The following is a 22,628-nucleotide window of genomic DNA, read 5'->3' on the forward strand; positions in this document are numbered from 1 at the left end:
CCTCAGGTCACTCGGTACGCAGACCGTCCGGGCGCATCATGCGCCACAGCGGCGGCAGCGACAGCAGGGTGACCGTGAGGATCAGTCCGGCGCCCGCCCCCACCATCGGCAGGAACAGCAGCCAGTCGGACACCCGCTTGGCGATCATCCACGTGAGCATCGCCCCGAGTCCCAGGCCGCCGAGGACCGCCACGGCCAGCCCGACCGCCACCGGCAGGGCGGTCTGCCAGAGCACCGACCAGCCGAGCGTGGTGCGCCGCGTGCCGAAGGCGACCAGGACCGACAGCAGGCGCCTGCGCTCCCGCAGCTGCTCCAGCTGGGAGACCAGCATGGAGGCGGCGATGAGCAGCAGGGTGGCGGTCGCGCCCACCTGGAGGCCGGTCTGGATGCTGGCGTACTGCCGGTCGCGCTCCACCGAGTTCAGGGTGGCGACCCGCATGCCGGGGTCGATCCGGGCCGCCGTGTTGCGTACGTGCTCGGCGGCGTCCGGGACGCTCTCGTCGATCCTGACCTGCGTCACGACCGTCGCTTCCGGCAGGAGGGTCGCGTCGAGCGCGCCGGGGGTCACCATGATGCCCCAGCGGCTCTCGCCCATCGGGTCGGGACGGGTGGTGACGGTCCGGGTGCCGGCCGGCAGGGTCCAGAGCACCGGCTCGGCGCCCGAGTAGGAGTCGAACTCGATCTCCTCGCCCTTACGGGCGGTCCTGTCGACCCAGTCGGACATCTTCCTGTCGTTCGCCGGGTGCACGACGAAGGTGTCGCCGTCGCGACAGGTGCTGATCCGGGCCACTTCGAGCAGGGTCGCGCAGTCGCCGATGGACAGCGAGGTGGTGGGCTCGACGCCGTCGCCCTCGTACGTGCCGGGCGTGGTGACGTACGCCTCCACCAGGCCGATGGCCGCGTCCACGCCTTCGGTGGCCCGCAGCTCCGCGATCGTTCTCGCGGCGGCGTCGCCGCTGACCTGCTCGGACCACAGGGCGAACTGCGCCCGTGACGGGTCCTGGCCCGTCATCCGGTTGAAGTCGTCGTTCATCGCGGCGAACAGCATCTGGAGAGCGACGGCACCCGCCACGGCGACCGTGACGCCGCTGACCGCGCGGGCCGCGGCCCCGCCGTTCAACTGGAGCCTGCGTGTGGCCAGTTGCCAGGGCACCGGGCCGCCGCGCAGCCGGTGCACGCAGGCTTCGACCAGCCAGGGCAGCAGCAGGGCGAGCCCGGTCAGGACCAGGACCGCACCGATCGCGATCGGGTACGGATCGACCGGCGCGGTCTCGTCGACCTTGCCGGTCAGTCCGAGGACCGCCGCACCGGCGGCCGGCAGGAGGAAGCGCCACCAGAGCCGGCGGCCGCGGCCGCGCCCCTCGCGCACGACGCCGAGCGGCTCGATCACCACCGCCCGCATGGCGATCAGCGTGACGAGGACCGAGACGAGCGGCACCGCGACGGCGATCAGCGCGCACAGCGCGGGGGCGGGGACGAGGTCGGCCGGGAAGGCGCTGACGTCCCAGACCTCGACGGCGCCGGCGAACCGCCGGCCCACCAGGAACAGGACGAGACCCGTCGCCAGTCCGAGCACCGAGCCGAACAGCGCCTCGCCCGCCGCGATCCGGCGGGTCATCCGGATGTCCGCGCCGACCAGGCGCAGAGCGGCGAGCCGCTGGTCGCGGCGTTCACCGCCGAAGCGCACAGCCGTCGCGATGAAGATGCCCACCGGGACGAGCAGCACCACGCAGACCATGATGACCAGCAGGACGAGGAGAGGGGGCAGCGGCTCGTCCGGCCCGAGGTCGCCGTAGTCGTCCAGCCGGTGGCCGCCCGACGCCGAGGTCAGGGTGCCGCTGCCCGCGTAGAAGCGCAGCTCGCCGGGGGAGACCAGCCCCGCGTCGGAGATCGTGCCGATGATCCGGTAGGGCAGCCGCTCCTTGAGGAGGCTGTTCTCCGGTGCGGCGAGCAGGTCCCTCAGGGCGGGCGATACGAGCATCTCGTCCGGGCCGGGGAAGCGGGCGACGCCGGGCGGGGTGACCGGGTGGGTGCCGTCCGCGCGCATGAGGTAGCCCGCGACGGAGCGGTCGTGGTACTCGGTCTCCGCGTCGACCCGCAGGACCGAGGTGTCCGATTTCGCCACCGAGGCGTCCGGCCCGGCGGAGATCCGCGGCTCGGTGCGGGCCCGCTCGCGTGCGGACCGCTCGTCGAGCAGGTGCGGCACGGAGGAGGCGACGAGCAGCAGCGCCACGCCGAGGCCGACGCCGATGGCGGTCAGCGCGGTGCGTATCCAGCCCTCGCGGCCGCCGGACGAGGCGAAGCGGACACCGAGGCCGAGGTCGCGGAGGAAGGCGGGCACGGCGGAGGACGGCGGCCGTTCGCCGGCCGTCGGCTTCTCGTGGTCGAGCAGCGTCATACGGAGAACTCCATGTCGCGGGCCCGGCCGTCGCGCACCGTGACGTCGCGGTCGGAGTAGGCGGCGACCCGTGCCTCGTGCGTCACCAGGACCACGGCGACGTTGGCGGACCGGGCGGTCTCGGTGAGCAGTTCCATGACCCGCTCGCCGTTGAGGGAGTCCAGTGCGCCGGTCGGCTCGTCCGCGAAGACCACCTTCGGGGACGAGGCCAGGGCGCGGGCCACGGCGACGCGCTGGCCCTGGCCGCCGGAGACCTCGCCGGGCCGCTTGGCGGCGAGGTCGTCGACCTCCAGGCGCTCCATCCACTCCCGGGCCGTGCGCTCGGCGGCCTTGCGGCGGACGCCGTCGAGGCGGAGCGGCAGGGCGACGTTCTCCAGGCAGGTCAGCTCGGGGACGAGCCGGCCGAACTGGAACACGAAGCCGAAGTCGCTGCGGCGCAGGGCGCTGCGTTCGGCGTCGGACATCGCGGACAGTTCGCGGCCCGCGTAGGTGATGGTCCCGGAGTCGGGAGTGATGATTCCGGCGAGGCAGTGCAGCAGGGTGGACTTGCCCGAGCCGGAGGGGCCCATCACGGCGACGACCTCGCCGGGATGGATGGAGAAGGACGCGCCGTCGAGGGCGGGCGTCGATCCATAGGTCTTGTGCAGGTCGTGGGCGGCGAGCAGGGAGCCGACGGGGGTCACGGGGCCACCACCTCGGCGAGCTTGTCGAGGCGTGCGGCGGTCAGTTCGAGCCAGCGGAGGTCGGCCTCCAGGTGGAACAGCGCGTGGTCGCAGATCAGCTGGTCGGCGAGGTCGCCCTTGCGCTTGCGGTCGGTGAGGACGCGCATCAGGCGCAGGTGCTCGGCGCGCTGGGTGTCCAGCAGCCGGTCGGCGCTGCGGCCGGTGAGCAGGGCCAGGACGACCTTGGTGTAGAGGGTCGACTGAAGGTACGGTTCCGGCTTCTCCGGGTGGGTGAGCCAGGCGGACACGTCCGTGATCCCGGCGTCGGTGATGGCGTACCGCTTGCGCTCGGGACCGCCCTCGCTCTCGACTCCGTCGACGACGACGAGCCCGTTCTTCAGCAGCCGGGACATGGTCGAGTAGACCTGTCCGTAGTGCAGGGGGCGGTCGTGGCCGAACTTCTCGTCGAAGGTGCGCTTGAGGTCGTAGCCGTGGCGGGGGCCGGACTCCAGGAGTCCGAGGAGGGTGTGACCGATTGACATGCGAGGGACTATACATGCGGTGTATACGCGGGGTGCATACGGGAGGTGCCGGCCCCGCCCCGACCTGTGGATTCTCCGGTCCTCGCAACCCTTCTTGCCCCTCATGAGTCGGTTCCTTAGGAAACGGGTGCTGATTGTCACGTCCGGAAAAGACCGGATCGCTTGCATTTCGCCCGTCCCGACGGTGTTAGCTGGCGGGAACGGGCGAAGCCGGTCGAGCAGAGAAACGGGAGCACAACAGCGATGGGTCGAGCGGATGCGCGACGAGGTCAGGGGCGAGAAGCGCGCCGGGCCGGGAGGAGCGGCGGCATACGCGGACTCTTCACCTGGCGGAAACTGCTGGGCACGTTCTTCGGGTTCTGCCTGCTGGCCATGGGCGCCTTCGTGGCGCTCTACGTCTACGTGGACGTGCCCGCGGCCAACGCCACGGCCAACAAGCAGAGCAACATCTACAAGTACAGCGACGGCACACTGCTGGCCCGCGCGGGCGAGGTCAACCGCGAGATCGTCGACCTCTCCGCGGTCCCCAAGGACGTCCAGAAGGCCTTCGTCGCCGCCGAGAACAAGACCTTCTACCAGGACCAGGGCGTCGACCTGAAGGGCACCGCGCGCGGTGTGTTCAACACGCTGTCCGGCAAGGGCAAGCAGGGTGGTTCGACGATCACCCAGCAGTACGTGAAGAACTACTACCTGACGCAGGACCCGACCATCAGCCGCAAGCTGAAGGAACTGGTGATCTCGCTCAAGGTCGACCGGAAGATGGACAAGGACGACATCCTCGCCGGGTACATGAACACCGCGTACTACGGCCGCGGCGCGAGCGGTATCCAGGCCGCGGCGCAGGCGTACTACGGCGTCGACGCCAAGGACCTCGACCTCTCCCAGGGCGCCTACCTCGCCTCGCTGCTCCAGGCTCCCAGCCAGTACGACTGGGCGGTCGCCTCGGAGAACGGCAAGAAGCTCGTCTCCGACCGCTGGGGATACACGCTCGACAACATGGTCGAGAAGGGCTGGCTCGACGAGTCCGAGCGCGCCGGGATGAAGTTCACCGTCCCGCAGGAGCCCAAGGCGGCCCCCGGCATGGAGGGCCAGACCGGCTATCTCGTCGAGGCGGCCAACGAAGAGCTGGAGAGGCAGGGCGTCTCCGAGGAGGCCCGCGAGGCCGGTGGCTGGACGATCACGCTCAACATAGACAAGAAGCGGCAGAAGGAGCTGGAGAAGGCGGTCGACCGGCAGCTGGAGTCCAAGCTCGACCGTGAGGGCAACAAGACCGACGCCACGGTCCAGGCTGGCGCCACCTCCGTGAACCCGAAGAACGGCGAGGTCGTCGCGCTGTACGGCGGCGTCAGCGCCACCGAGCACTGGATATCCAACGCCACCCGCCGGGACTACCAGCCGGCCTCCACCTTCAAGCCGCTGGTGCTCGCCTCCGCGCTGGAGAACGGGTCGGAGACCCAGAACGGCACGCCGATCGGCCTCGACACCGTCTACGACGGCACCAGCAGGCGGCCCGTCGTCGGCAGCGACATCCCGTTCAAGCCGCAGAACGAGGACGGCCGCAGCTACGGCGACATCAGCGTCCAGACGGCGATGAACCGCTCGGTCAACTCGGTGTTCGCGCAGATGGTCGTCGACGTGACGCCCACCGCCGTGAAGCAGACCGCCCTCGACCTGGGCATGCCCGACAAGGGGTTCCCCGCGGTCCCCTCGATCACCCTGGGCACCATGAACGCCTCCACCTGGGACATGGCCGGCGTGTTCGCGACCCTCGACAACCACGGCAAGAAGGTCAGCCCGCACATCATCAAGACGGCCGAGCACCGGGACCGTATCGCGAAGCCGGTGGACGGCATCGGCGGCCAGGCGATCAGCCGCAAGACCGCGGACACCGTGACCCGGTCGCTGACCGGAGTCGTGGACAACGGTTCCGGACACGAGGCCGACACCTCGGCCTACGACGCGGCGGGCAAGACCGGCACGTCCGAGAACAACAAGGCGGCCTGGTTCGCCGGCTACACCCCGGAGCTCACCACGGTCGTCGCGCTCTACGGCGAGTCCGCGAAGGCCGGCGGCGAGCAGGTCACCCTGACCGGTACGGCCAACTCCGGCCGGGCCAACGGCGGCGGCTTCCCGGCGAAGATCTGGGCGGACTACACCCGGGCCGCGCTGGACGGCGGCTCGACCGCCACCTTCGACCTGGAGGACGTCGAACGCGGCGAATCGGGCGTCACCCAGGCCCCCACGACACCGCCGGCCACGACCGAGCCGCCCGAGGAGACGGAGCCTCCCGCGAGCGAGTCGCCGTCGCAGTCGACGAGCCCCCCCGTCGAGGAGAGCCCGACGACCGAGCCGCCGCCCAGCCAGACGACGCCCCCCACGCCCAGCGGGTCGACGGGCGTACCCACCGACCCGGTCGACCCGGCGGAGCCGCCGGGCGAGCGGCCGGGCAGTGACGACGACAGCCTGCTCGGCCACTGAGCACACCGGCCGTACGGCGGCATCATCGAGATTTCATCGGTCCTCCCTAGGGTGGCGGGCATTCGGACGAATGCCCCTATCGAAGAGAAGGACGGTTCGATGGCGCGGAGGAGATTCAGAGCAAGGCTGCCGATAGCAGTCATGGCCGCGGTGGCGGTGATGAGCACGACGGCGGCCACCGGGTCACCGGCCACCGCGTTACCCGCCGCCGAGCAGGCGCCGGACAAGCCGACGATCCGTTACACCGAGTACGGAATCCCGCACATCATCGCCTCCGACTGGGAGGGGCTGGGAACGGGCTACGGATACGCGTCGGCCAAGGACAACATCTGCACCCTGGCCGACACCTATCTGATGGTCAACGCCCAGAGGTCCCGTCATCTGGGACCCGACGGCAGGGCGAGCCCCGGCCAGAACCAGAACAGCACCTCCAATCTCAACAGCGACCTGTACTTCCAGCGGATCAAGGACGACCGGGTGGTGGAGCGGCTGCTCGACCAGCCCGCCCCCGACGGGCCGGAGCCGGAGGTCAAAGAGGCCATTCGCGGCTATGTCCAGGGATACAACAGGTATCTCGCCGAGACGGGCGTGGACAACATCTCCGACCCGGCCTGCCGCGGTAAGGCCTGGGTACGGCCGATCACCGAACTGGACGTCTACCGGCACGCGCACGCCGAGATCATCATGGGCAGCGCCGACGCGCTGCTGGACGGTCAGGTGAACGCCGCGCCCCCGGGGGCCTCGGCCGCCGCACCGCCGGCTTCGTCGCCCGCCAGGACCGCGGCGAAGATCCGCGAGGCGATGGCTGTGAGCCGTCAGCAGTCCATGGGCAGCAACGCGTTGGCGGTCGGTTCGCAGGGCGTGTCCGGCGGCACCAGCATGTTGCTGGCCAACCCGCACTTTCCGTGGCAGGGCAAGAACCGGATGTGGCAGAGCCAGCTGACGATCCCGGGACAGGTCAATGTCTCCGGGGCCAGTCTGCTCGGACTTCCCGCGGTGAACATCGGGCACAACGACGACGTCGCCTGGAGCCACACGGTCGCCACCGTGGCGCCGTTCGGGCTGTTCGACGTACAGGTGGATCCGCTCAACCCCACCAAGTACCTGGTCGACGGCGCCTGGGAGCAGATGACCTCGCAGCAGGTCGGTGTCGAGGTGCTGAACGCCGACGGCACCCTGGGCAAGGTCACCAGGACGCTGTGGTCCACCCGGTACGGCCCGGTCACCACATCGATGCAGGGGCAGCCACTGCCCTGGGTGGTCAGCGCACACGCCGTACGCGACGTGAACATGCACAACCTGCGGGCACTGAACACCTGGTTCCGCCTCGACCGGGCCAAGGACGTCCACGAGGTGGTGAACACCCTGGAGACCACGCAGGGTGTGCCCTTCTTCAATACCGTCGCCTCCGACCGCAAGGGCAACGCGCTGTACGCGGACATCCAGGCCGCCCCGAACATCACCGACGAGCACGCGAAGTCGTGCCTCACCATGACCGGTCAGCTGCTGTTCAACCAGCCGCTACGGCTGCCGAACGTGCCACCGGTCTCCATCCTCGACGGCAAGCGCAGCGCATGCGACTGGCCCGACGACCCGAACGCGGCCGCGCCGGGCGTGCTGGACCCGCACAAGCAGCCGCGCCTGATCCGCTCGGACTTCGTGGGCAACGCCAACGACAGCCCGTGGCTGGCCAACCCCGAGCAGCCGCTGACCTATCCCAGGGTGATGGGCGACATGGCGGCGCCCAGGTCGCTGCGTACCCAGGAGCTGATCCTGACGGCGCAGAACCGGATCAACGGCACCGACGGCCTCCCGGGCAAGGGATTCACCCCCGATTCCATGGGGAAGCTGCTGTTCGCCGACAACAGCAGGGCCGCCGATCTGGCCCTCAACGCCACGGTCAGGATGTGTCAGGAAACCCTCTTCGGGGTCATCCTGGTGGACGGCAACCTGGTCAACGTGAGCGAGGCGTGTCCGATCCTCGCGGCATGGAAGGACCACAACTACACGGCGGGCAGCCGAGGGTCCTGGCTGTTCGCGAATTACTGGCACTTCCTGCTCGCCGGCCAGGGGATCGAGAAGCTGCCGTGGCGGGTTCCCTTCGATCCCAAGGACCCGGTGCACACACCGAACTCGCTGGATTCCGGGAGTTCCGCCGTCCGCGACGCGTTCGGCCGGGCGGTTCTCGCACTGCGCAGCGCGGGCATTCCGCTGAACGCGCCCCTGTCCGACGTCCAGAAGATCACCCGCGGTGGTGAACAGATCCCGATCCATGGATCGCTGGGTGAACTGGGCGTGCTGAACGTGATCACCCCCGGCCGGATCGACGGAAAGCTGGACATCACCTACGGGTCCAGCTTCATTCAGCAGGTCCGTTTCACCACCGAGGGGCCGCCGGAGGCGTACTCCGTCATGGCCTACTCCCAGTCGGCCAACCCGAACTCTCCGCACTATGCCGACCAGACCAAGCTGTTCTCGGCAGGCCAGTGGGTGACCGGGCGGTTCACCGAGGAACAGATCGCTGCCTCACCGGCACTACAGGTCAAGGTCCTGGACTGAGGCCGGCCGGTAACGGGGGCGAATTCATCGGTGTTTCATCGCCCCTCGCTAGGTTCTGTTCCGAGCAACGACACGGCTCACGAAGGGGGAACGCTGTGAAAAGGACTTCGCATTGGTGGAGAACGGTGATGGCGTGGATGGTCGCCACGCTGGCCGTCGTCGCGCCGGCGGGTTCCGCGCAGGCCGCTGACGGCACCACGCCGCCACCGCTGGCGGACGGGTTCGGCCTGACCCAGGTCGGCGAGGCGACAGGAAGTGCGAACAACTTCTACATCACCGTGACCACACCCGAGGTCGCGGGCGAGCAGCACATCAAGATCATTCTGCCGAGCGGCTACCACGAAGCCCCGGACAGGCGTTACCCGGTGATGTACTTCCTGCACGGATCACCGGACGACCCGATCCAGCAGAACTACCCGGCACTCTCCATGTCGGACCAGATGATCACCGTCATTCCGGACGGTGGCGCGCGGGGCTGGTACGCGAACTGGCTCAACCAGAAGACCGCGATCGGTGCCCAGAACTGGGAGAACTTCCACCTCAAGCAGGTGATCCCGTTCATCGACGCGAACCTGCGGACCATCGCCACCAAGCAGTCCAGGGCCGTGGCCGGGGTCTCCATGGGCGGGTTCGGAGCCTTCCACTACGCCCAGGTGCGCCCCGACCTGTTCAGCCAGACCGCTTCCCTGTCGGGTGACATCGATCTGTCGGCCAACTCCATGGACCTGCGGATGGCGGCCGTCGCCACCGTCATCGACGCGCAGGGCGTGGGATGCGCCTCTGCATCCGGAGTCTGCGACCCCAACGAATCCCCCTACAAGCCGGGCGTGGACAGTGACGCCCTGTTCGGCTCGCCCTATCCGGTGTTCAACATCGACCGGCGGTGGAACGAGGTCGACCCGTCACAGCACATGGACAGGCTCAAGGGCATCGGAATTTCCATCTACACGGGTGACGGCGGCGGCTCGATCGGCACCTTGGAATTCTGGGTCGCGGGCGCGGCCAAGAACGTCAAGGCCCGAATGGACGCGCTGAACATGCCGTACTACTACGTCAACTACGGCGACGGCGCCGGCTGGGGCACCCAGTGCAATGGCGATCACAACGCCGGCTGCTGGCAACAGGATCTCGTGGACCTGATCCCCAGGCTGGAACGGCACTTCGCCTCCTGACCGTGGGGAAACGCCGGAATGGCAGCCCAATCGACCTCGGCCGGCCGCGTACCGCATCACAAGGCGAACGCGGTCGGCCGACCACACAAGGAGAATCGAATGCGAGCAAAAAGGTTCACGGCCTTATTGGCCGGACTTCTGCTGACGGCCGGGCTTTCGGTGGCACAGGCGTCCTCGGCGCAAGCAGCTTCGTGCGAGGGCACCTACACGATCGTCGTCGGTGGCACGGGCAGCTCGTGGAACAACGACAATTTCACCGGCAACATCCAGCAGCACGTCGGGTATCCCACCCAGATCCCCAACGGTACGAGCGCCCGCGCGGGCGTCAATGAGCTGAACCGGCTGGTCCGCGACCAGCGGGCCGCGTGCCCGGGCCAGCACGTCAAGATGGGCGGGTACTCCCTGGGTGCCGCGGTGGTCCACATCTGGGTCACCGAGAACTGGCAGACGTTCGGCAACGTCAACGCCATTCTCATCTCGGACCCCAAGCGCCAGGGCCCTCCCGGCGCCAACGGCGGGTCCGTGCCGTTCGGCGGGTTCGTAGGGGCTCCGCTCGCCGGCGCCGACCGGTTCTTCGGCAATGTGCCGGTCAAGACGATCTGCCACTGGGACTACGTCCGCGACGAGTCCGCGGGCATCTGGACCTACCCGCACAACCACGTCAACAACTACCCGATGGACTTCAACATGGATCACCACAACGACAGCGCCAACGAGCAGTGGTACAACGGCGCCTGGTATCCCGCGTAGTCGACGAAGTCGAAGTCCGCGTCGGCCGGGTAACCGGCCGGACGGATGCGCCGTCCGCCGGCGGCCAGGAACATCTGGCCGCCGGCGGACGGCGATGTGTTTGCCTAGCGCGCGGTCCTGGTGAGACCGAGGCCGGCGTCGTCCCCGCGCAGGATCATCTGGTGTGTCCGCCGCAGCAAGGGGCTCGGCGGGACCCCCAGGCCGTCGGCCAGACAGCGGCGGGTCCGGTCGAAGACGGTCAGGGCGTCGGCCTGCCGACCGGTGCTGCACAGCGCGCGCATCAGCAGGGCGGCCACCGGTTCGTTCAGGGGATGTGCCGCGGACAGGGCGAACAGCTCGGGGATCGCTTCCGCGTGCCGCCCCAGTCGCAGCTGACACGTCAACTTCCGCTGCACGAGGGAAGTTCTGCGCTCGCCGAGCCGCATCCGTTCCCATTCGGCGAGCGGCCCCGGTATACCGGCCAGGATCTCCCCGCGGAACAGGCCCAGTGCCTGACAACACAGGCGGAGCACTTCGGCCGGGGTACCCGCTCGTTCCGCCGTCCCGATGTCGGTGATCAACTCCTCCACGCGCGCCACGTCCACGTCGACCGCGCCGGAGGCCAGCCGGTAGCCGCGCCGGTCGTGCTCGATGACCGAGTCCGGGCTGTCCCCGAGGCGGAGGGTCTTGCGCAATCGGTAGATGTAGACGGGAACCACGTTCGCGGCCGGCGGCTCCGTCCCCCAGACGCCGTCGAGCAGTTCCTCCCGGCTGAGCGTCCGCCCCGCGCGCATCGCCAGCGCGGCCAGGACGGCCTGCTGGCGCAGGTGCCCCAGGCTCAGCGGTCGCCCTTCCCGCCATGCCTGGAGCGGGCCGAGCACGGAGACCCGCACGTTTGGTCCGGCCGCCCGGCCGGCGGTGGTCCGCCGGACCGGGCGCACCGACTGGGCGCGGGGGCCGCGTCCGGGGACGACCAGCCCGCAGTCGAAGGCGTGGACGACGGCGCCGGCCCGGTCGCGCAGACCGAGCTTCCCGAGGACCCGCGCGACCTGTTCGGCCACGGCGTCCTCGGGGATGGCGAGGGCGACGGCGATCTCGTCGTCCCGCAGGCCGCAGCCGACCGCGGAGAGCACCTTGCGCTCCTGACGCGTGAGCACGGTGGTTTCGCCGGTCACAGCACCGGTCAGGACCAGCTCTGGTACGCGGTGCTGTTGCACGCCCAGGTACGGAAGCCGAGAGAACTGTCGTCGATGCACCGCAGGGTGAGCTGGTTCTGGAAGCGGACCGTGCCGTCGTCCCAGACCTTCACCCACCAGCTCTGTTGCGCGCTGGAGTCGCAGTTCACGGTGCGGAAGCCGTTGTCGGTGTCCTCGATGCACCGGCCGGTGTTCTGGTTCCTCAACTGGCGCGTTCCGTCGCCCCAGACGTGCACGTTCCACTGCTGCGGAGTGGTGTTGTTGCAGCTCCAGGTGCGGAAGCCGTTGCTGGTGTCGTCCATGCACCGGCCGGTGTGCTGGTTATGGAAGCTCTGTACTACGTCCGTGGCCCCTGTCGGGGCTGCGAGAGCGCTGGTGGGGGCGGTGACAGTGGCGAGGGCGAGGGCCCCGCCGAGCAGCATCGATCGCATGGCGCGCATGGGATTCGTCGTCTCCTTCATGGTCCGTGGAGGTGGCGGACCACAAGTAAGCCGCGCATCCCGACGGCCGGACACCCGGAATGATCGGGGTTGACGGAGACCGGCGGCGGACGGGGCCGCCGGTGCCGAGTACGGCCGTGGAACGCCTTCCGACGCGTGCTTACTGGCTCCGGGTCGCCATCTCGAACCAGACCACCTTGCCGGTCGAGAGCCGGGTGGCCCCCCACCGCCTGGCCAGGCGGTTCACCAGGAACAGACCGCGTCCGCCCTCGTCCGTCTCCCTGGCCCGGCGCTGCCTGGGCAGCTGCGGGGAGTCGTCGCCGACCTCGCAGCGCAGGATGTCCGTGCGCAGGAGACGCAGGGTCACCGGCCGCTCCGCGTACCGCACGGCGTTGGTCACCACCTCGCTGACCAGCAGTTCCACCTCGTCCGACAGGTCGTCCAGACCCCATCGGCTGAGCGCCCTGCGGGCCAGCCTGCGGGCCCGGCCCGGAGCCTCGTCCTCCGGCTCCAGGAACCAGTACGCGACATCGCTGGGCGCGATCCCGTCGAAGCGGGCGGCGAGCAGCGCGATGTCGTCGTCCCGGTCGCCGGGACCGAGCATGTCGAGCACGTCGTCGCAGAGGGCCTCCAGCGGAGGCGCGTGGTCGGGGCCGGTCAGCCGGGCGGTGGCGGCCAGCCGCTCCCGCAGCTGCTCGATCCCCGTCCACACGTCCCGCAGCCGGGACTCGACCAGACCGTCCGTGTACAGCAGGAGCGTGGCGCCCGCGGGCGCGTCCAGTTCCACGGCCTCGAAGTCGACTCCGCCGACACCGATCGGGGCGCCCGGAGGCACCCGCAGCACCTCGGCCCGGCCGCCCAGGTGGAGCAGGACGGGCGGCGGGTGGCCGGCGTTGGCGATGGTGATCCGGTGGGCGACGGGGTCGTACACCGCGTACAGGCAGGTCGCCATCCGGTCGCTGCCGAGCCGCTGCGCCTGCTCGTCCAGGTGGTGGAGCACCTCCTGCGGCGGCAGGTCGAGCCCGGCCAGCGTCTGCGCGGTCGTGCGCAGCTGGCCCATGATCGCCGCGGAGGTCATGGAGTGGCCCATGACGTCACCGACGACGAGGGCGACCCGGCTGCCGGGCAGCGGGATCGCGTCGTACCAGTCGCCGCCGACGCGGGCCGTCTCGGCGGCCGGGAGGTAGCGGGAGGCCAGACGGACGCCGGTCGGCTGCGGCAGCGAGTCGGGCAGCATGGTGCGCTGGAGCTCGTCGGCGATGTACGCCTCGCGGCCGTACAGCACGGCCTTGTCGATGCCGAGCGCGGTGTGCGTCGCCAGCTGGGCGGCGACCAGCAGGTCGTTCGCCTCGAACGCGGGGCGTTCGGTGCCGCGCAGGAAGACGGCGGCGCCGATGACCCGCCGCCGGCCGCGCAGCGGTGCCAGGATCGCGCGGTGCCCGGTGGGCACGGCACGTCCGGCCCCGAGCAGTTCGGGCAGCGCGGCGCGGGCCGCCGCGGCGTCCCCGAAGACGGGCCGTACGCCGCGCAGCACCTCGGCCAGGGCACCGCCCGAGCGGACCTCGCACAGCTCGGCCGCGGGCATGAGGTCGGACTGCGCGTCGGCGCCGGGCAGCCGCAGGCGCTCGGCCTCCGGGCCGTTCTCATTCTCCTCGTCGGCTAAACGCAGCCGGTCGGTACGGCGCAGCCGCAGCACGAACGGGCTGACGGGGCGCTCGTCGCCCACCGGGAGCGGGTCGCGGAGGTAGACGAGTATGGCGTCGGAGAAGGTCGGCACGCTGGCCCGGCACAGCCCGAGGACGATCTCGTCCAGGTCTATGCCCCGGGCGATACGGCGGGTCGCCGCCCCCACGAAGCGCAGCCGGTCGCCTTCGCGACGCGCGGCGGCCTGGGCGTCCGCGCCCGGCGTGGCCGGATTCGCCGACGGCAGCGGTACGGGATTCGGCCCGGGGTTCGGCGCGGTGGCCGGCCCGGGGATCGCGGCGGTGGCAGGGGCCGCCGGGGCGTCCTGCTGCCGCGGCCGGGTGCGCTCCTGAGACCGGGCCGCGAGGGGCTGCCGGCCTTCGTGGGAGGTGGGATGCTCCGTCACGCGTGGGATTCCGTCCGTCCGGGCCGGTTGTATGAGGCAGACACCTCGTGGGGCGCTACTGTGCCCCGCCAAGAGCGGTATGAACAACGGCTGTCACCGCATGCCCTCGTACGCGGGGCCGAAACCGGCTGCCCACGATCTGGCACGGCGACATCGTTTCCCGCGAGGGGACGGCGGACAGCGAGCACGTCTCCACCCCCTCGTAGTGGTTCATGCGAGCGTGCGGCCCGCCCCGGACTGTGCGGTCCGTGCGGTTCGTACGGTTCGTGCGACGACTTGTGGTCGCACCAAGGATCTCACGACGGCATATGGGCGGGGGTGCGGTCCCAGTCATCCGGCAGCGGCGGCACCTGCCAGTGCGGCTCCGGCCGCCAGTGCTCCCAGCCGTCGCGGAACGGCGCCCCCCACTCCTGGATCACCTCGACGGCCGCGCGGCCCGCCTCCCGCACCCGTGCCGCGGTGGCCCGGTCCATCAGGCCGACCTGCTGCGCCTGGGCGAACTCGTCCTCGTCGAGCCACCGCCAGCTGTGGTCCGGGTTGACGGAGATGTCGAGAAAGTGATCCTCGGAGTCGACGCCGCCGGACCACCGGGCGAGCGGCTCCTCCAGATTCACGTACCAGTTGCGGAAGGTCCAGCCGCGGTCCCAGAACAGCCACACCGACCAGGGGTCGCCGGGCCGGGCCAGCTTCAGCACGCCGGTGCCGAACCACGTCGAGCGGGTGGTGGTGCGCGGCGCGGTGTAGCGGGTGGCGAGCGGCTCGGCGTGCACCTGGGTGCCGTCGGCGAGGACCGGTCTCACGCATTCGGTGCCCGGCGCCATCCACACGGCGAGCAGTTCGTCGGTGTCCTGGACGACGGTGACCGGCCGGCAGATGTGTACGGCGTGCCGGCCGTTCCCGTCGCCGTTGCCGCGGTCAGTGCCACCGTTGTCGCGGTAGCGCCAGAGGATCTGGTCCCCGGGCACCCAGCGCGCCTCTCCCGTACCTGTCATGAAGAGATCTTAGAGATCCATCCGCCCGCCCGCTGCGATACGCGTCACGGACGGGTCATACGCAACACGTCCAGTGCCTCGTCGAGTTGTTCCACGGTGAGGTCGCCGCGCTCGACATATCCCGAGGCCAGCACCGTTTCGCGGATGGTCGTGCCCTGCGCGAGGGACTTCTTGGCGACCTTCGCCGCCTCCTCGTAACCGATGTACTTGTTCAGCGGGGTGACGACGGAGGGGGAGGACTCCGCGTACATGCGGGCCCGTTCCACGTTGGCCGTGATGCCGTCGACCGTCCGGTCGGCGAGCAGCCGGGAGACGTTGGCGAGCAGCCGCACCGACTCCAGCACGTTCTTCGCGATCACGGGCAGCATGACGTTGAGCTCGAAGTTGCCCGCGGCGCCCGCGGTGGCGACCGTGGCGTCGTTCCCCGTCACCTGCGCCGCGACCATCAGCACGGCCTCCGGAATGACCGGATTGACCTTGCCCGGCATGATCGAGGAGCCCGGCTGGAGGTCCGGCAGATTGATCTCGGCCAGTCCGGTGCGCGGGCCCGAGGCCATCCAGCGCAGATCGTTGGAGATCTTCGTCAGGGAGACCGCGATCGTGCGGAGCTGCCCGGACGTCTCGACCAGCCCGTCCCTGGCGCCCTGTGCCTCGAAGTGGTCGCGGGCCTCGGTGAGCGGGAGCCCGGTGGTGCGGGCGACCTCGGCGATGACGGCGGCGGCGAAGCCGGGCGGGGTGTTGATGCCGGTGCCGACCGCCGTACCGCCCAGGGGCAGTTCGGCGAGGCGGGGGAGCGAGGAGCGCAGGCGCTCGACGCCGTACCGGATCTGCGCCGCGTAGCCACCGAACTCCTGGCCCAGGGTGACGGGCGTGGCGTCCATCAGGTGCGTACGGCCCGACTTCACGACCTCCGAGAATTCGGCCGATTTTCGCTCCAGCGCGGCCGCCAGATGGTCGAGCGCGGGGATCAGGTCCGCGGTGACGGCGGCGGTCGCGGCGATGTGGATGGAGGAGGGAAAGACGTCGTTGGAGGACTGCGAGGCGTTGACGTGGTCGTTGGGGTGGACCTCGCGCCCCAGCCGCTCGGTGGCGAGGGTGGCGACGACCTCGTTGGTGTTCATGTTGGACGAGGTGCCGGACCCCGTCTGGAAGACGTCGATGGGGAAGTGCTCGTCCCAGCGTCCTTCGGCGACCTCGGCCGCGGCCTCCTGGATCGCGGTGGCGATGTCCGGGTCGAGGACCTTCAGCTCCGCGTTGACCTTGGCGGCGGCCGCCTTGATCCGGGCCAGGGCCTCGATGTGGGCCCGCTCCAGACGCTGCCCGGAGATGGGGAAGTTCTCCACGGCGCGCTGGGTCTGGGCCCGCCACTTGGCGTGCTCGGGGACCTTCACCTCCCCCATCGAATCGTGCTCGGTGCGGTACCGCGGGGTGCCTGACGAACCGTTCATGTTTCGAACCTCCTGAAAAAGATGAGCACTTGTCTTGTTCTACGTATTCCCTTGTCGCCTACCGGCCAGTAAATACCTGGGGTAACCCCACAATCCGGGAGGCGCAATGAGGCGCACCAGGCACAGACTTCACGCACTTCGCTGTACGGTCGCGGCTGCCGCCGCACTCGTGGCGACCGTCGGCTCCATGGCTGCCGCCGGGCCGGCGGGCGCGGCGGAGACCCGTACCAGCACTACCGCATCCACCCCGCTCCCGCCCGCTCTCGAAGCCGTCCGGGCCGCGGAAGCCACCCAGCTGTACGGCAGCCCCGCCGAGCGGCCGCTCGCCGACCGCAAGACCGGGCTGATCTCGCTCGGCGACAGCGAGATCTCCGGCGAGGGCGTCGGCACGTACGAGGCCGGCACCAACGGCCCGGACAACTGGTGCCACCGGTCGCCCGACGCGGCCATCCACCGTACGGGCATCGCGGCGGACGTCACGTACAACGTCTCCTGCTCCGGCGCCTATACCGGGAACATCAGAATCGGTGGTTCCCAGCAGTACGCCGACGAGCTGGTCCAGAGCGACAGCCTCGCCGTGAAGGCCCGCAACACCCGCATCAAGATGATCGTGCTGGTGGCCGGGGCCAACGACGACCTCCAGTTCGGCCCGGTCATGACGGACTGCGTCGTCCGCTATCTCACCCTCCAGGGCCCCTGCGAGCCCAAGTACGCCGGCGGCTGGCAGGCCCGCGTCGACGCCCTCGTCCCCAAGGTCGAACAGACCGTACGCGACCTGCGGACCGTCATGACGGACGCCGGATACGCCAACGGCGACTACAAGCTCGTCGTCATGGGCTACCCGAGCCCGATCGGCCCCGACTTCCGTGACAACCCGGACTTCCCCGGGAAGATCGCCTGCGGCGGTCTGGGGTACGACTCCGACACCGTCTGGGGCCGTAACACCGCCGTACCCGCCTTCGAGGTGGGCATGCGCAAGGCGGCCGCCTCCACGGGTGCCGTCTACCTCGACAACTCCCGGCTCTTCCACGGTCACGAGGTCTGCACCCAGAACGCCTGGGCCCGCGGCCTGTACATCGACCTGTCCAAGCCGGGACTGCCGGACGAGAACTCGGTACGCCAGTCCTTCCACCCCAACCTGGCAGGGCACGGGGCCTTCGCCTCCTGCCTCACCCAGATCTACAACTCCGGGGCGCGCGAGGCGAGCTGCGCAGACCCGGCGAGCGCGGGCAGGCCGGTGCTCCAGCCGGTCGCCTGGGACGACGTGTTCGACCCGCTGAGGAACGAGGCCACCGGGACGTGCGTCGACGTCCCCGCGTCGGTGACCCGGAACGGCACCCAGGTCGCCGGCTGGGACTGCCACGGCGGCCGGAACCAGGACTGGTGGTACGACGCGGCCGAGAGGACGGTCCGTACGGAACTCAGCCACGACCGCTGCCTGGACGTGCCGGGCGCGGAGTACCGGGCGGGCGCCACGCTCGTCCTGTGGGACTGCTCGGGCGCCGCGAACCAGAAGTTCGTGAAGGAGTCGGGCACTCTGCGTCCGGCGGCCGCCACCGGGCTCTGCCTGACGCTCGCGTCGGCGAAGGACCCGCTGAAGCTCCAGGCGTGCAACGGCGGTGCGGCGCAGCGATTCGCGTAGCCCGCTGACGGGGGAGGGGGCGGCCGCGGTCGCGGGTCGCCCCCTCCTCCTTGCCCGCGCGGGGCTGTGGTCAGGGCGCCAGGGCCGCGCTGAGCGTCCGTACCGTAGGGGTCAGATAAAGCTGGCGCAGGGGGATCGGGGGCAGACCGCGTTCCCGGGCGGCCGCGCCGATCCGGATCGCGTACAGCGAATTGCCGCCCAGGTCCCAGAAGTTGTCGTCCGGGCCGACGGCCGGAATGCCCAGGACGTCCTGCCACACCTCGGTGAGCGCCGCGGCCGGTCCGGTGGAGGACGCGGGCGCCGGTGCGGGCTGCCGGGGAGCCGGAAGCCGGGCGTGGTCGAGCTTGCCGTTCGGGGTGAGGGGGAGCCGGGGCAGGGCCGTCACCGTGGAGGGCAGCATGTGGGCGGGGAGCAGGCGCGCCGCACGACGGCGTACGGGAGCGGTGTCGTCGTTCGCGTCCGGGACCAGGACCACGTACGCGTCGACGCGTACGGCGGCCGCGTCCCCCCGGTCCAGGCCGGTGACCGTCACCGCGGCCGCCGTCACCGCGGGGTCCTCCAGGAGCGCGTGACGGATCTCGTCCGGCTCGACGCGGAAGCCCCGTATCTTCACCTGGTCGTCGATCCGGCCCAGATGGTCCAGGGTGCCGTCCGGGAGCAGCCGGCCCAGGTCGCCGCTGCGGTACAGACGGCCGCCGTGCCAGGGGTCGGGGACGAAGCGTTCGGCGGTGAGTCCGGGCCGGTGCAGATACCGGTCGGCGACACCGGCTCCGCCGACGTGGATCTCGCCCGGGGCGCCGGGCGGCACGGGACGGCCCCGGGGATCGAGGACGTGGACGTGCCAGCCGGGCAGCGGGCGGCCGACGGACCGGGAGCCCTCCATCGCCGCGCGGCGGGTGAGCGTCAGGGCGGTCACATGGACCGTCGTCTCCGTGATGCCGAACATGTTGACCAGCCGGCAGCGGTCCTCCGGGTGGCGGTCGAACCAGAAGCGCAGGGGCCTGGTGTCCAGGGGTTCGCCGCCCAGCACGACCAGACGGAGGGGCAGCGCGCCTCCGGCGTCCCGGTCGGCCGCCATGAACTGGGTGAACGCCGAAGGGGTCTGGCTGAGAACGGTGACCCCCTCGCGGACGACCAGGGCGTGGAAGTCGGCGGGAGAGCGTGTCGTCCAGTGGTCGACGACCACCAGACGTCCGCCGGTGAGCAGGGCGCCCCAGATCTCCCAGACCGAGAAGTCGAACGCCGCCGAGTGGAAGAGCGTCCAGGTGTCGGCGGGGGTGAGCGCGAAGTCCTCGCGGGTCGCCTCGACGAGCGCGGTCACATTGACGTGCGGGACCACGACCCCCTTGGGGCGGCCCGTCGAGCCCGAGGTGTGGATGACGTAGGCGGGTGAGGTGGGCGGGCCGGCCGGGGGGCGGGGCCGCGCCGGGTGGCCGGTGAGCGGGGCGGTGTCGTCGACGGTCAGACGGAGCCCGGCGTCCTCGGCCGTGCGGGCGCGGCGGTCGGCGGGATGGTCCGGGTCCAGGGGTACGTACACCGCGTCCGCCTTCAGGACCGCGAGCATCGTCGCCACCAGGTCCGTGGAGCGGGGCAGGCAGATGCCCACGAGGTCGCCGGGGGCGACGCCCGAGGCGCGCAGCCCGGCGGCGAGTTCGTCGGCGCGTGCGTTCAGCTCCCGGTACGTGAGCGTGGTGCCGGCGCAGGTGAGGGCGGGGGCGTCGGGGTGGGCGGCGGCCCGGTCGGCGAAGAGCCCGTCGATGCGGCGCGGGGTGCGGGGCGCGGGGTGTGCGCCGCGGCCCAGGGCGAGTTGGGCGGCGGCCTCCTCGTCGCTCAGCGGATACAGGGCGTCGAGGAGGGTGCCGGGCGGCAGGGAGAGCAGTTGGTCACGTACGCGGAACACCTGGCGTTCGAAGTCACCGTCCGGGCCGGCGTCCGGGCCGTGCAGGAGGGTGCGGGCGTAGGGCTGCTCGGCGTACGGGAGGACGGTGACCGCCTGCTGCCCGGCGGCCGGGCCGGGGTCCACGATGCCGACGGCCGGTGCGGGGCCGTCCGGGAAGGGGCTGAGCGGGGTGGCGAGGAGATCCCCGATCGTGCGGTTCCCGGTGAGGTCGGCCGCGAAGACCGCCCGTCCGCCGAAGGCCCCGAGGGCGTGCGGCGGCCGGTCGGCGGCGGGGACGGGGACGCCCACGGGGACGTACGGCAGGCCCTCGTGGCGCCCGGCGACGACGGCGAGCGCGGCGATGAGCGGGAGCATCGCGGGGTCGGGGCGGAGGTCCGGGGCTGCGGCCAGGGGGCGTACGTCGTGGAGGGCGAGCCTTCCCCGCAGGACCTCGGAGATGAGCCACAGGGACCGCGCGTCCAGCTCCGTCGCGTCCGCGACCAGGACCAGGTCGGGGGCGCCCCCACCCTCGTACCGGAGGAAGAGGGCACGCAGCCGGTGGCCCGGGGCCAGGGGCCTGCGGGTCTCCGTGGCGCGGCGGTGGATGGCCGCCGGGGAGTCCGCCTGCGCGGGGACGCGGTCCGTCCACAGGCGTGGACGCGGGTCCGTGGGCCACCACAGCTCCGCCGCCGCCGTGAGCGCGGCGGCCACCGGGGTGTCCGTCGCGCCGTCGGGGAGGCGGACGGTCAGCGCATGGCGGGCAGAGGGCACGTACGTACTCCTTGTCGTGCGGAGGAGGGGGGCGGGGATCAGCGGACGGTGAAGCCGCCGTCCACCGTGACGACGCTTCCCGTCACCCGGCGGGACTCGTCCGAGGCCAGCCAGAGCGCCGCGTCCGCGACGTCCCAGGGCTCCACCAGGGTGTTCATCGGCTGGCCGCGTACGAACGTCTCCTCGTGCTCCTCGACCGGCACCTCCAGAGAGCGGGCGATCTCGGCGAGCATGCGGCCCTCCATCGCCTCGTCGTCCCGGACCGAGCCGGGGCAGACCGCGTTGACCCGGACCTTGCGGGGCGCGTAGTCCAGGGCGACGGCCTTCGTCAGGCCCACCAGGCCGTGCTTGGCGGCGACATAACCGGCGAAGTGCCGGTAGCCGACCAGGCCCGCCGTCGAGGCGATGTTGATGATGGAACCGGAGCCCTGGGCGGCCATCCGCCCGCCGACCGCCCGGATCGCCCGCCAGGCACCCCCCAGGTCCACATCGATCATCAGCTGCCACTCGGACTCGTCGATCTCGTGGGCGGGTCTGCCCGAAGGGGCGGCGATCCCGGCGTTGTTGACGAGGACGTCGATCCGGCCGAAGCGTTCCTCGGCGTCGTCCGCCACCGCCTCCAGCGCCGCGAGATCGCGCACGTCGGCCTGCCGGGACAGGACGGCGGAGCCCGCCGCCCGGCACAGGTCCGCCGTGTACGCGAGCTGGCCGGCCGAGCCGAGCGGGTACGGGACGCCCGGCAGATCCGCCGCCACGTCCAGCAGTACCAGGTCCGCGCCCTCCCGGGCGAAGGTCAGCGCACAGGCCCGGCCGAGCCCGCGCGCCGCCCCCGTGATCAGTGCCGTACGCCCGGCCAGCCGGGCACCGCCGCCGCTCACCGGTCCTGCGGGGCGCGGAGCCCGGCGGCCACCAACTCCAGCAGCTCGCCCGGACGTTCGGCCAGATACATGTGACCGCCGGGCAGCTCGGCCACGGTCAGCCGTCCCGTCGTCGCGCCGCCCCACTGCGCGGCGTCGGCCGCGCCGACCAGCGTGTCCGTACGGCCCCTGACCGAGGTGACGGGCACCGACAGCGGACGGTCGCAGGAGGGCACGTACGTCTCGTGCAGCCGCACGTCCGCCCGCAGCGACGGCAGCAGCAGCTCCCGCATCTCGGGGTCCTCCAGCGCCGGGTGGGCGTACCCGGCGAAGGTCTTCACCCGCGCCACGAACTCCTCGTCCGGCAGCTCGCCCGCCCGGTCGGTCCTGGGCGTCCACGGGCCGGGCGAACCGCTCACGACGAGGCCCTCCAGCCGCAGCCCCGCCGTGTGCGGGGCCCCCTCGATCCGGTGCGCCAGCTCGTACGCGAGAACCGCGCCCATGCTGTGCCCGAACAGCACCACGCGGCGTCCGGAGACCCCGAGCGCGGCCGTGACCTGCTCGTACGCATCGGTCACCGCCGGGCCCGCCGAGCTGAACGCGGTCTCCGTGAACCGCTTCTCGCGGCCCGGCAGATGGACCGGCAGGACCCGCAGCCCGGCCGGGGCGGACGCCTGCCACGGGGTGAAGAACGACGGACCCGCTCCGGCGAAGGGCAGGCAGATCAGTACGGTCTCGTCCACGGGGACGGTCTCTTCCACGGTCTCTCTTCCG

16 protein-coding genes are annotated in these 22,628 nt (G+C 71.0%); 5 read left to right on the forward strand and 11 right to left on the reverse strand.

Translation table 11 applies throughout. From position 1 onward, the window contains the following. Nucleotides 1–7: 7 nt before the first annotated feature. Genes AC07FA_RS13525 through AC07FA_RS13535 form a run of 3 tightly spaced genes read right to left on the reverse strand, consistent with a single transcriptional unit; the run spans nucleotide 8 to nucleotide 3,602 of the window. Complete coding sequence (locus tag AC07FA_RS13525) at nucleotides 8–2,398, reverse strand: ABC transporter permease (protein ID WP_479075366.1); 2,391 nt, start codon at nucleotides 2,396–2,398, stop codon at nucleotides 8–10. Continuing rightward, a complete protein-coding gene (locus AC07FA_RS13530; protein WP_479075367.1) occupies nucleotides 2,395–3,081 on the reverse strand; it encodes an ABC transporter ATP-binding protein in 687 nt (228 codons plus the stop codon). The genes AC07FA_RS13525 and AC07FA_RS13530 overlap by 4 nt, the downstream gene beginning before the upstream one ends. Continuing rightward, nucleotides 3,078–3,602 (reverse strand): PadR family transcriptional regulator, encoded by a 525-nt coding sequence (locus AC07FA_RS13535; protein WP_479075368.1) that lies wholly within the window; start codon nucleotides 3,600–3,602, stop codon nucleotides 3,078–3,080. The genes AC07FA_RS13530 and AC07FA_RS13535 overlap by 4 nt, the downstream gene beginning before the upstream one ends. Before the next feature lie 243 nt (nucleotides 3,603–3,845). Between AC07FA_RS13535 and AC07FA_RS13540 the strand changes: the two genes are divergently transcribed. From AC07FA_RS13540 to AC07FA_RS13555, 4 genes are all read left to right on the forward strand, one after another. Continuing rightward, entirely contained in the window at nucleotides 3,846–6,080 is a 2,235-nt protein-coding gene (locus AC07FA_RS13540; protein WP_479075369.1) for a transglycosylase domain-containing protein, read from the forward strand. A 159-nt stretch (nucleotides 6,081–6,239) separates the two neighbouring features. Next, entirely contained in the window at nucleotides 6,240–8,639 is a 2,400-nt protein-coding gene (locus AC07FA_RS13545) for a penicillin acylase family protein (RefSeq protein ID WP_479075370.1), read from the forward strand. Between the two features lie 137 nt (nucleotides 8,640–8,776). Then, nucleotides 8,777–9,811, forward strand: a complete 1,035-nt coding sequence (locus AC07FA_RS13550) for an alpha/beta hydrolase (RefSeq protein ID WP_479075925.1) — start codon at nucleotides 8,777–8,779, stop codon at nucleotides 9,809–9,811. A gap of 99 nt (nucleotides 9,812–9,910) precedes the next feature. Further along, the gene (locus AC07FA_RS13555) at nucleotides 9,911–10,561 is read left to right on the forward strand and encodes a cutinase family protein (protein ID WP_479075926.1); all 651 of its coding nucleotides are present in this window, start codon (nucleotides 9,911–9,913) and stop codon (nucleotides 10,559–10,561) included. Nucleotides 10,562–10,665: 104 nt separating this feature from the next. On the opposite strand, the gene AC07FA_RS13560 is transcribed toward AC07FA_RS13555, so the two are convergent. From AC07FA_RS13560 to AC07FA_RS13580, 5 genes are all read right to left on the reverse strand, one after another. Then, a complete protein-coding gene (locus AC07FA_RS13560; RefSeq protein WP_479075371.1) occupies nucleotides 10,666–11,757 on the reverse strand; it encodes an AfsR/SARP family transcriptional regulator in 1,092 nt (363 codons plus the stop codon). After that, nucleotides 11,724–12,176: an RICIN domain-containing protein gene (locus tag AC07FA_RS13565; protein ID WP_479075373.1), complete on the reverse strand. Its 453-nt coding sequence runs from the start codon at nucleotides 12,174–12,176 to the stop codon at nucleotides 11,724–11,726. The genes AC07FA_RS13560 and AC07FA_RS13565 overlap by 34 nt, the downstream gene beginning before the upstream one ends. Nucleotides 12,177–12,336: 160 nt before the next feature. After that, nucleotides 12,337–14,265 (reverse strand): SpoIIE family protein phosphatase, encoded by a 1,929-nt coding sequence (locus AC07FA_RS13570; protein WP_479075375.1) that lies wholly within the window; start codon nucleotides 14,263–14,265, stop codon nucleotides 12,337–12,339. A 296-nt stretch (nucleotides 14,266–14,561) separates the two neighbouring features. Then, nucleotides 14,562–15,257, reverse strand: coding sequence for a cytidylyl-2-hydroxypropylphosphonate hydrolase (gene fomD, locus AC07FA_RS13575; RefSeq protein ID WP_479075376.1), 696 nt, complete (start codon nucleotides 15,255–15,257; stop codon nucleotides 14,562–14,564). Between the two features lie 44 nt (nucleotides 15,258–15,301). Beyond that, on the reverse strand, nucleotides 15,302–16,705 hold the full coding sequence (locus tag AC07FA_RS13580; RefSeq protein ID WP_479075378.1) for a class II fumarate hydratase: 1,404 nt from the start codon (nucleotides 16,703–16,705) through the stop codon (nucleotides 15,302–15,304). A 106-nt stretch (nucleotides 16,706–16,811) separates the two neighbouring features. On the opposite strand from AC07FA_RS13580, the gene AC07FA_RS13585 reads away from it, so the two are divergent. Beyond that, on the forward strand, nucleotides 16,812–18,347 hold the full coding sequence (locus tag AC07FA_RS13585) for a ricin-type beta-trefoil lectin domain protein (protein ID WP_479075379.1): 1,536 nt from the start codon (nucleotides 16,812–16,814) through the stop codon (nucleotides 18,345–18,347). A gap of 70 nt (nucleotides 18,348–18,417) precedes the next feature. Here AC07FA_RS13585 and AC07FA_RS13590 read toward each other — a convergent pair whose 3' ends face one another. From AC07FA_RS13590 to AC07FA_RS13600, 3 genes are read right to left on the reverse strand one after another with little or no spacing between them, the layout of a single operon-like run. Beyond that, nucleotides 18,418–20,997: an amino acid adenylation domain-containing protein gene (locus AC07FA_RS13590; protein WP_479075380.1), complete on the reverse strand. Its 2,580-nt coding sequence runs from the start codon at nucleotides 20,995–20,997 to the stop codon at nucleotides 18,418–18,420. A 38-nt stretch (nucleotides 20,998–21,035) separates the two neighbouring features. After that, nucleotides 21,036–21,875: a mycofactocin-coupled SDR family oxidoreductase gene (locus tag AC07FA_RS13595; RefSeq protein ID WP_479075381.1), complete on the reverse strand. Its 840-nt coding sequence runs from the start codon at nucleotides 21,873–21,875 to the stop codon at nucleotides 21,036–21,038. Next, nucleotides 21,872–22,615, reverse strand: coding sequence for a thioesterase II family protein (locus AC07FA_RS13600; RefSeq protein WP_479075383.1), 744 nt, complete (start codon nucleotides 22,613–22,615; stop codon nucleotides 21,872–21,874). The genes AC07FA_RS13595 and AC07FA_RS13600 overlap by 4 nt, the downstream gene beginning before the upstream one ends. Nucleotides 22,616–22,628 lie beyond the last annotated feature (13 nt).

The sequence above is a fragment of the Streptomyces sp. NPDC045968 genome (assembly GCF_056430475.1).

Excerpts from the sequence above, each read along its gene's own strand:
- AC07FA_RS13525 (WP_479075366.1), bottom strand. The coding sequence starts at position 2,398 with ATGACGCTGCTCGACCACGAGAAGCCGACGGCCGGCGAACGGCCGCCG.
- AC07FA_RS13535 (WP_479075368.1), bottom strand. The coding sequence starts at position 3,602 with ATGTCAATCGGTCACACCCTCCTCGGACTCCTGGAGTCCGGCCCCCGC.
- AC07FA_RS13540 (WP_479075369.1), top strand. The coding sequence starts at position 3,846 with ATGGGTCGAGCGGATGCGCGACGAGGTCAGGGGCGAGAAGCGCGCCGG.
- AC07FA_RS13545 (WP_479075370.1), top strand. The coding sequence starts at position 6,240 with ATGAGCACGACGGCGGCCACCGGGTCACCGGCCACCGCGTTACCCGCC.
- AC07FA_RS13550 (WP_479075925.1), top strand. The coding sequence starts at position 8,777 with ATGGTCGCCACGCTGGCCGTCGTCGCGCCGGCGGGTTCCGCGCAGGCC.
- AC07FA_RS13555 (WP_479075926.1), top strand. The coding sequence starts at position 9,911 with ATGCGAGCAAAAAGGTTCACGGCCTTATTGGCCGGACTTCTGCTGACG.
- AC07FA_RS13565 (WP_479075373.1), bottom strand. The coding sequence starts at position 12,176 with ATGCGCGCCATGCGATCGATGCTGCTCGGCGGGGCCCTCGCCCTCGCC.
- fomD (WP_479075376.1), bottom strand. The coding sequence starts at position 15,257 with ATGACAGGTACGGGAGAGGCGCGCTGGGTGCCCGGGGACCAGATCCTC.
- AC07FA_RS13580 (WP_479075378.1), bottom strand. The coding sequence starts at position 16,705 with ATGAACGGTTCGTCAGGCACCCCGCGGTACCGCACCGAGCACGATTCG.
- AC07FA_RS13585 (WP_479075379.1), top strand. The coding sequence starts at position 16,812 with ATGAGGCGCACCAGGCACAGACTTCACGCACTTCGCTGTACGGTCGCG.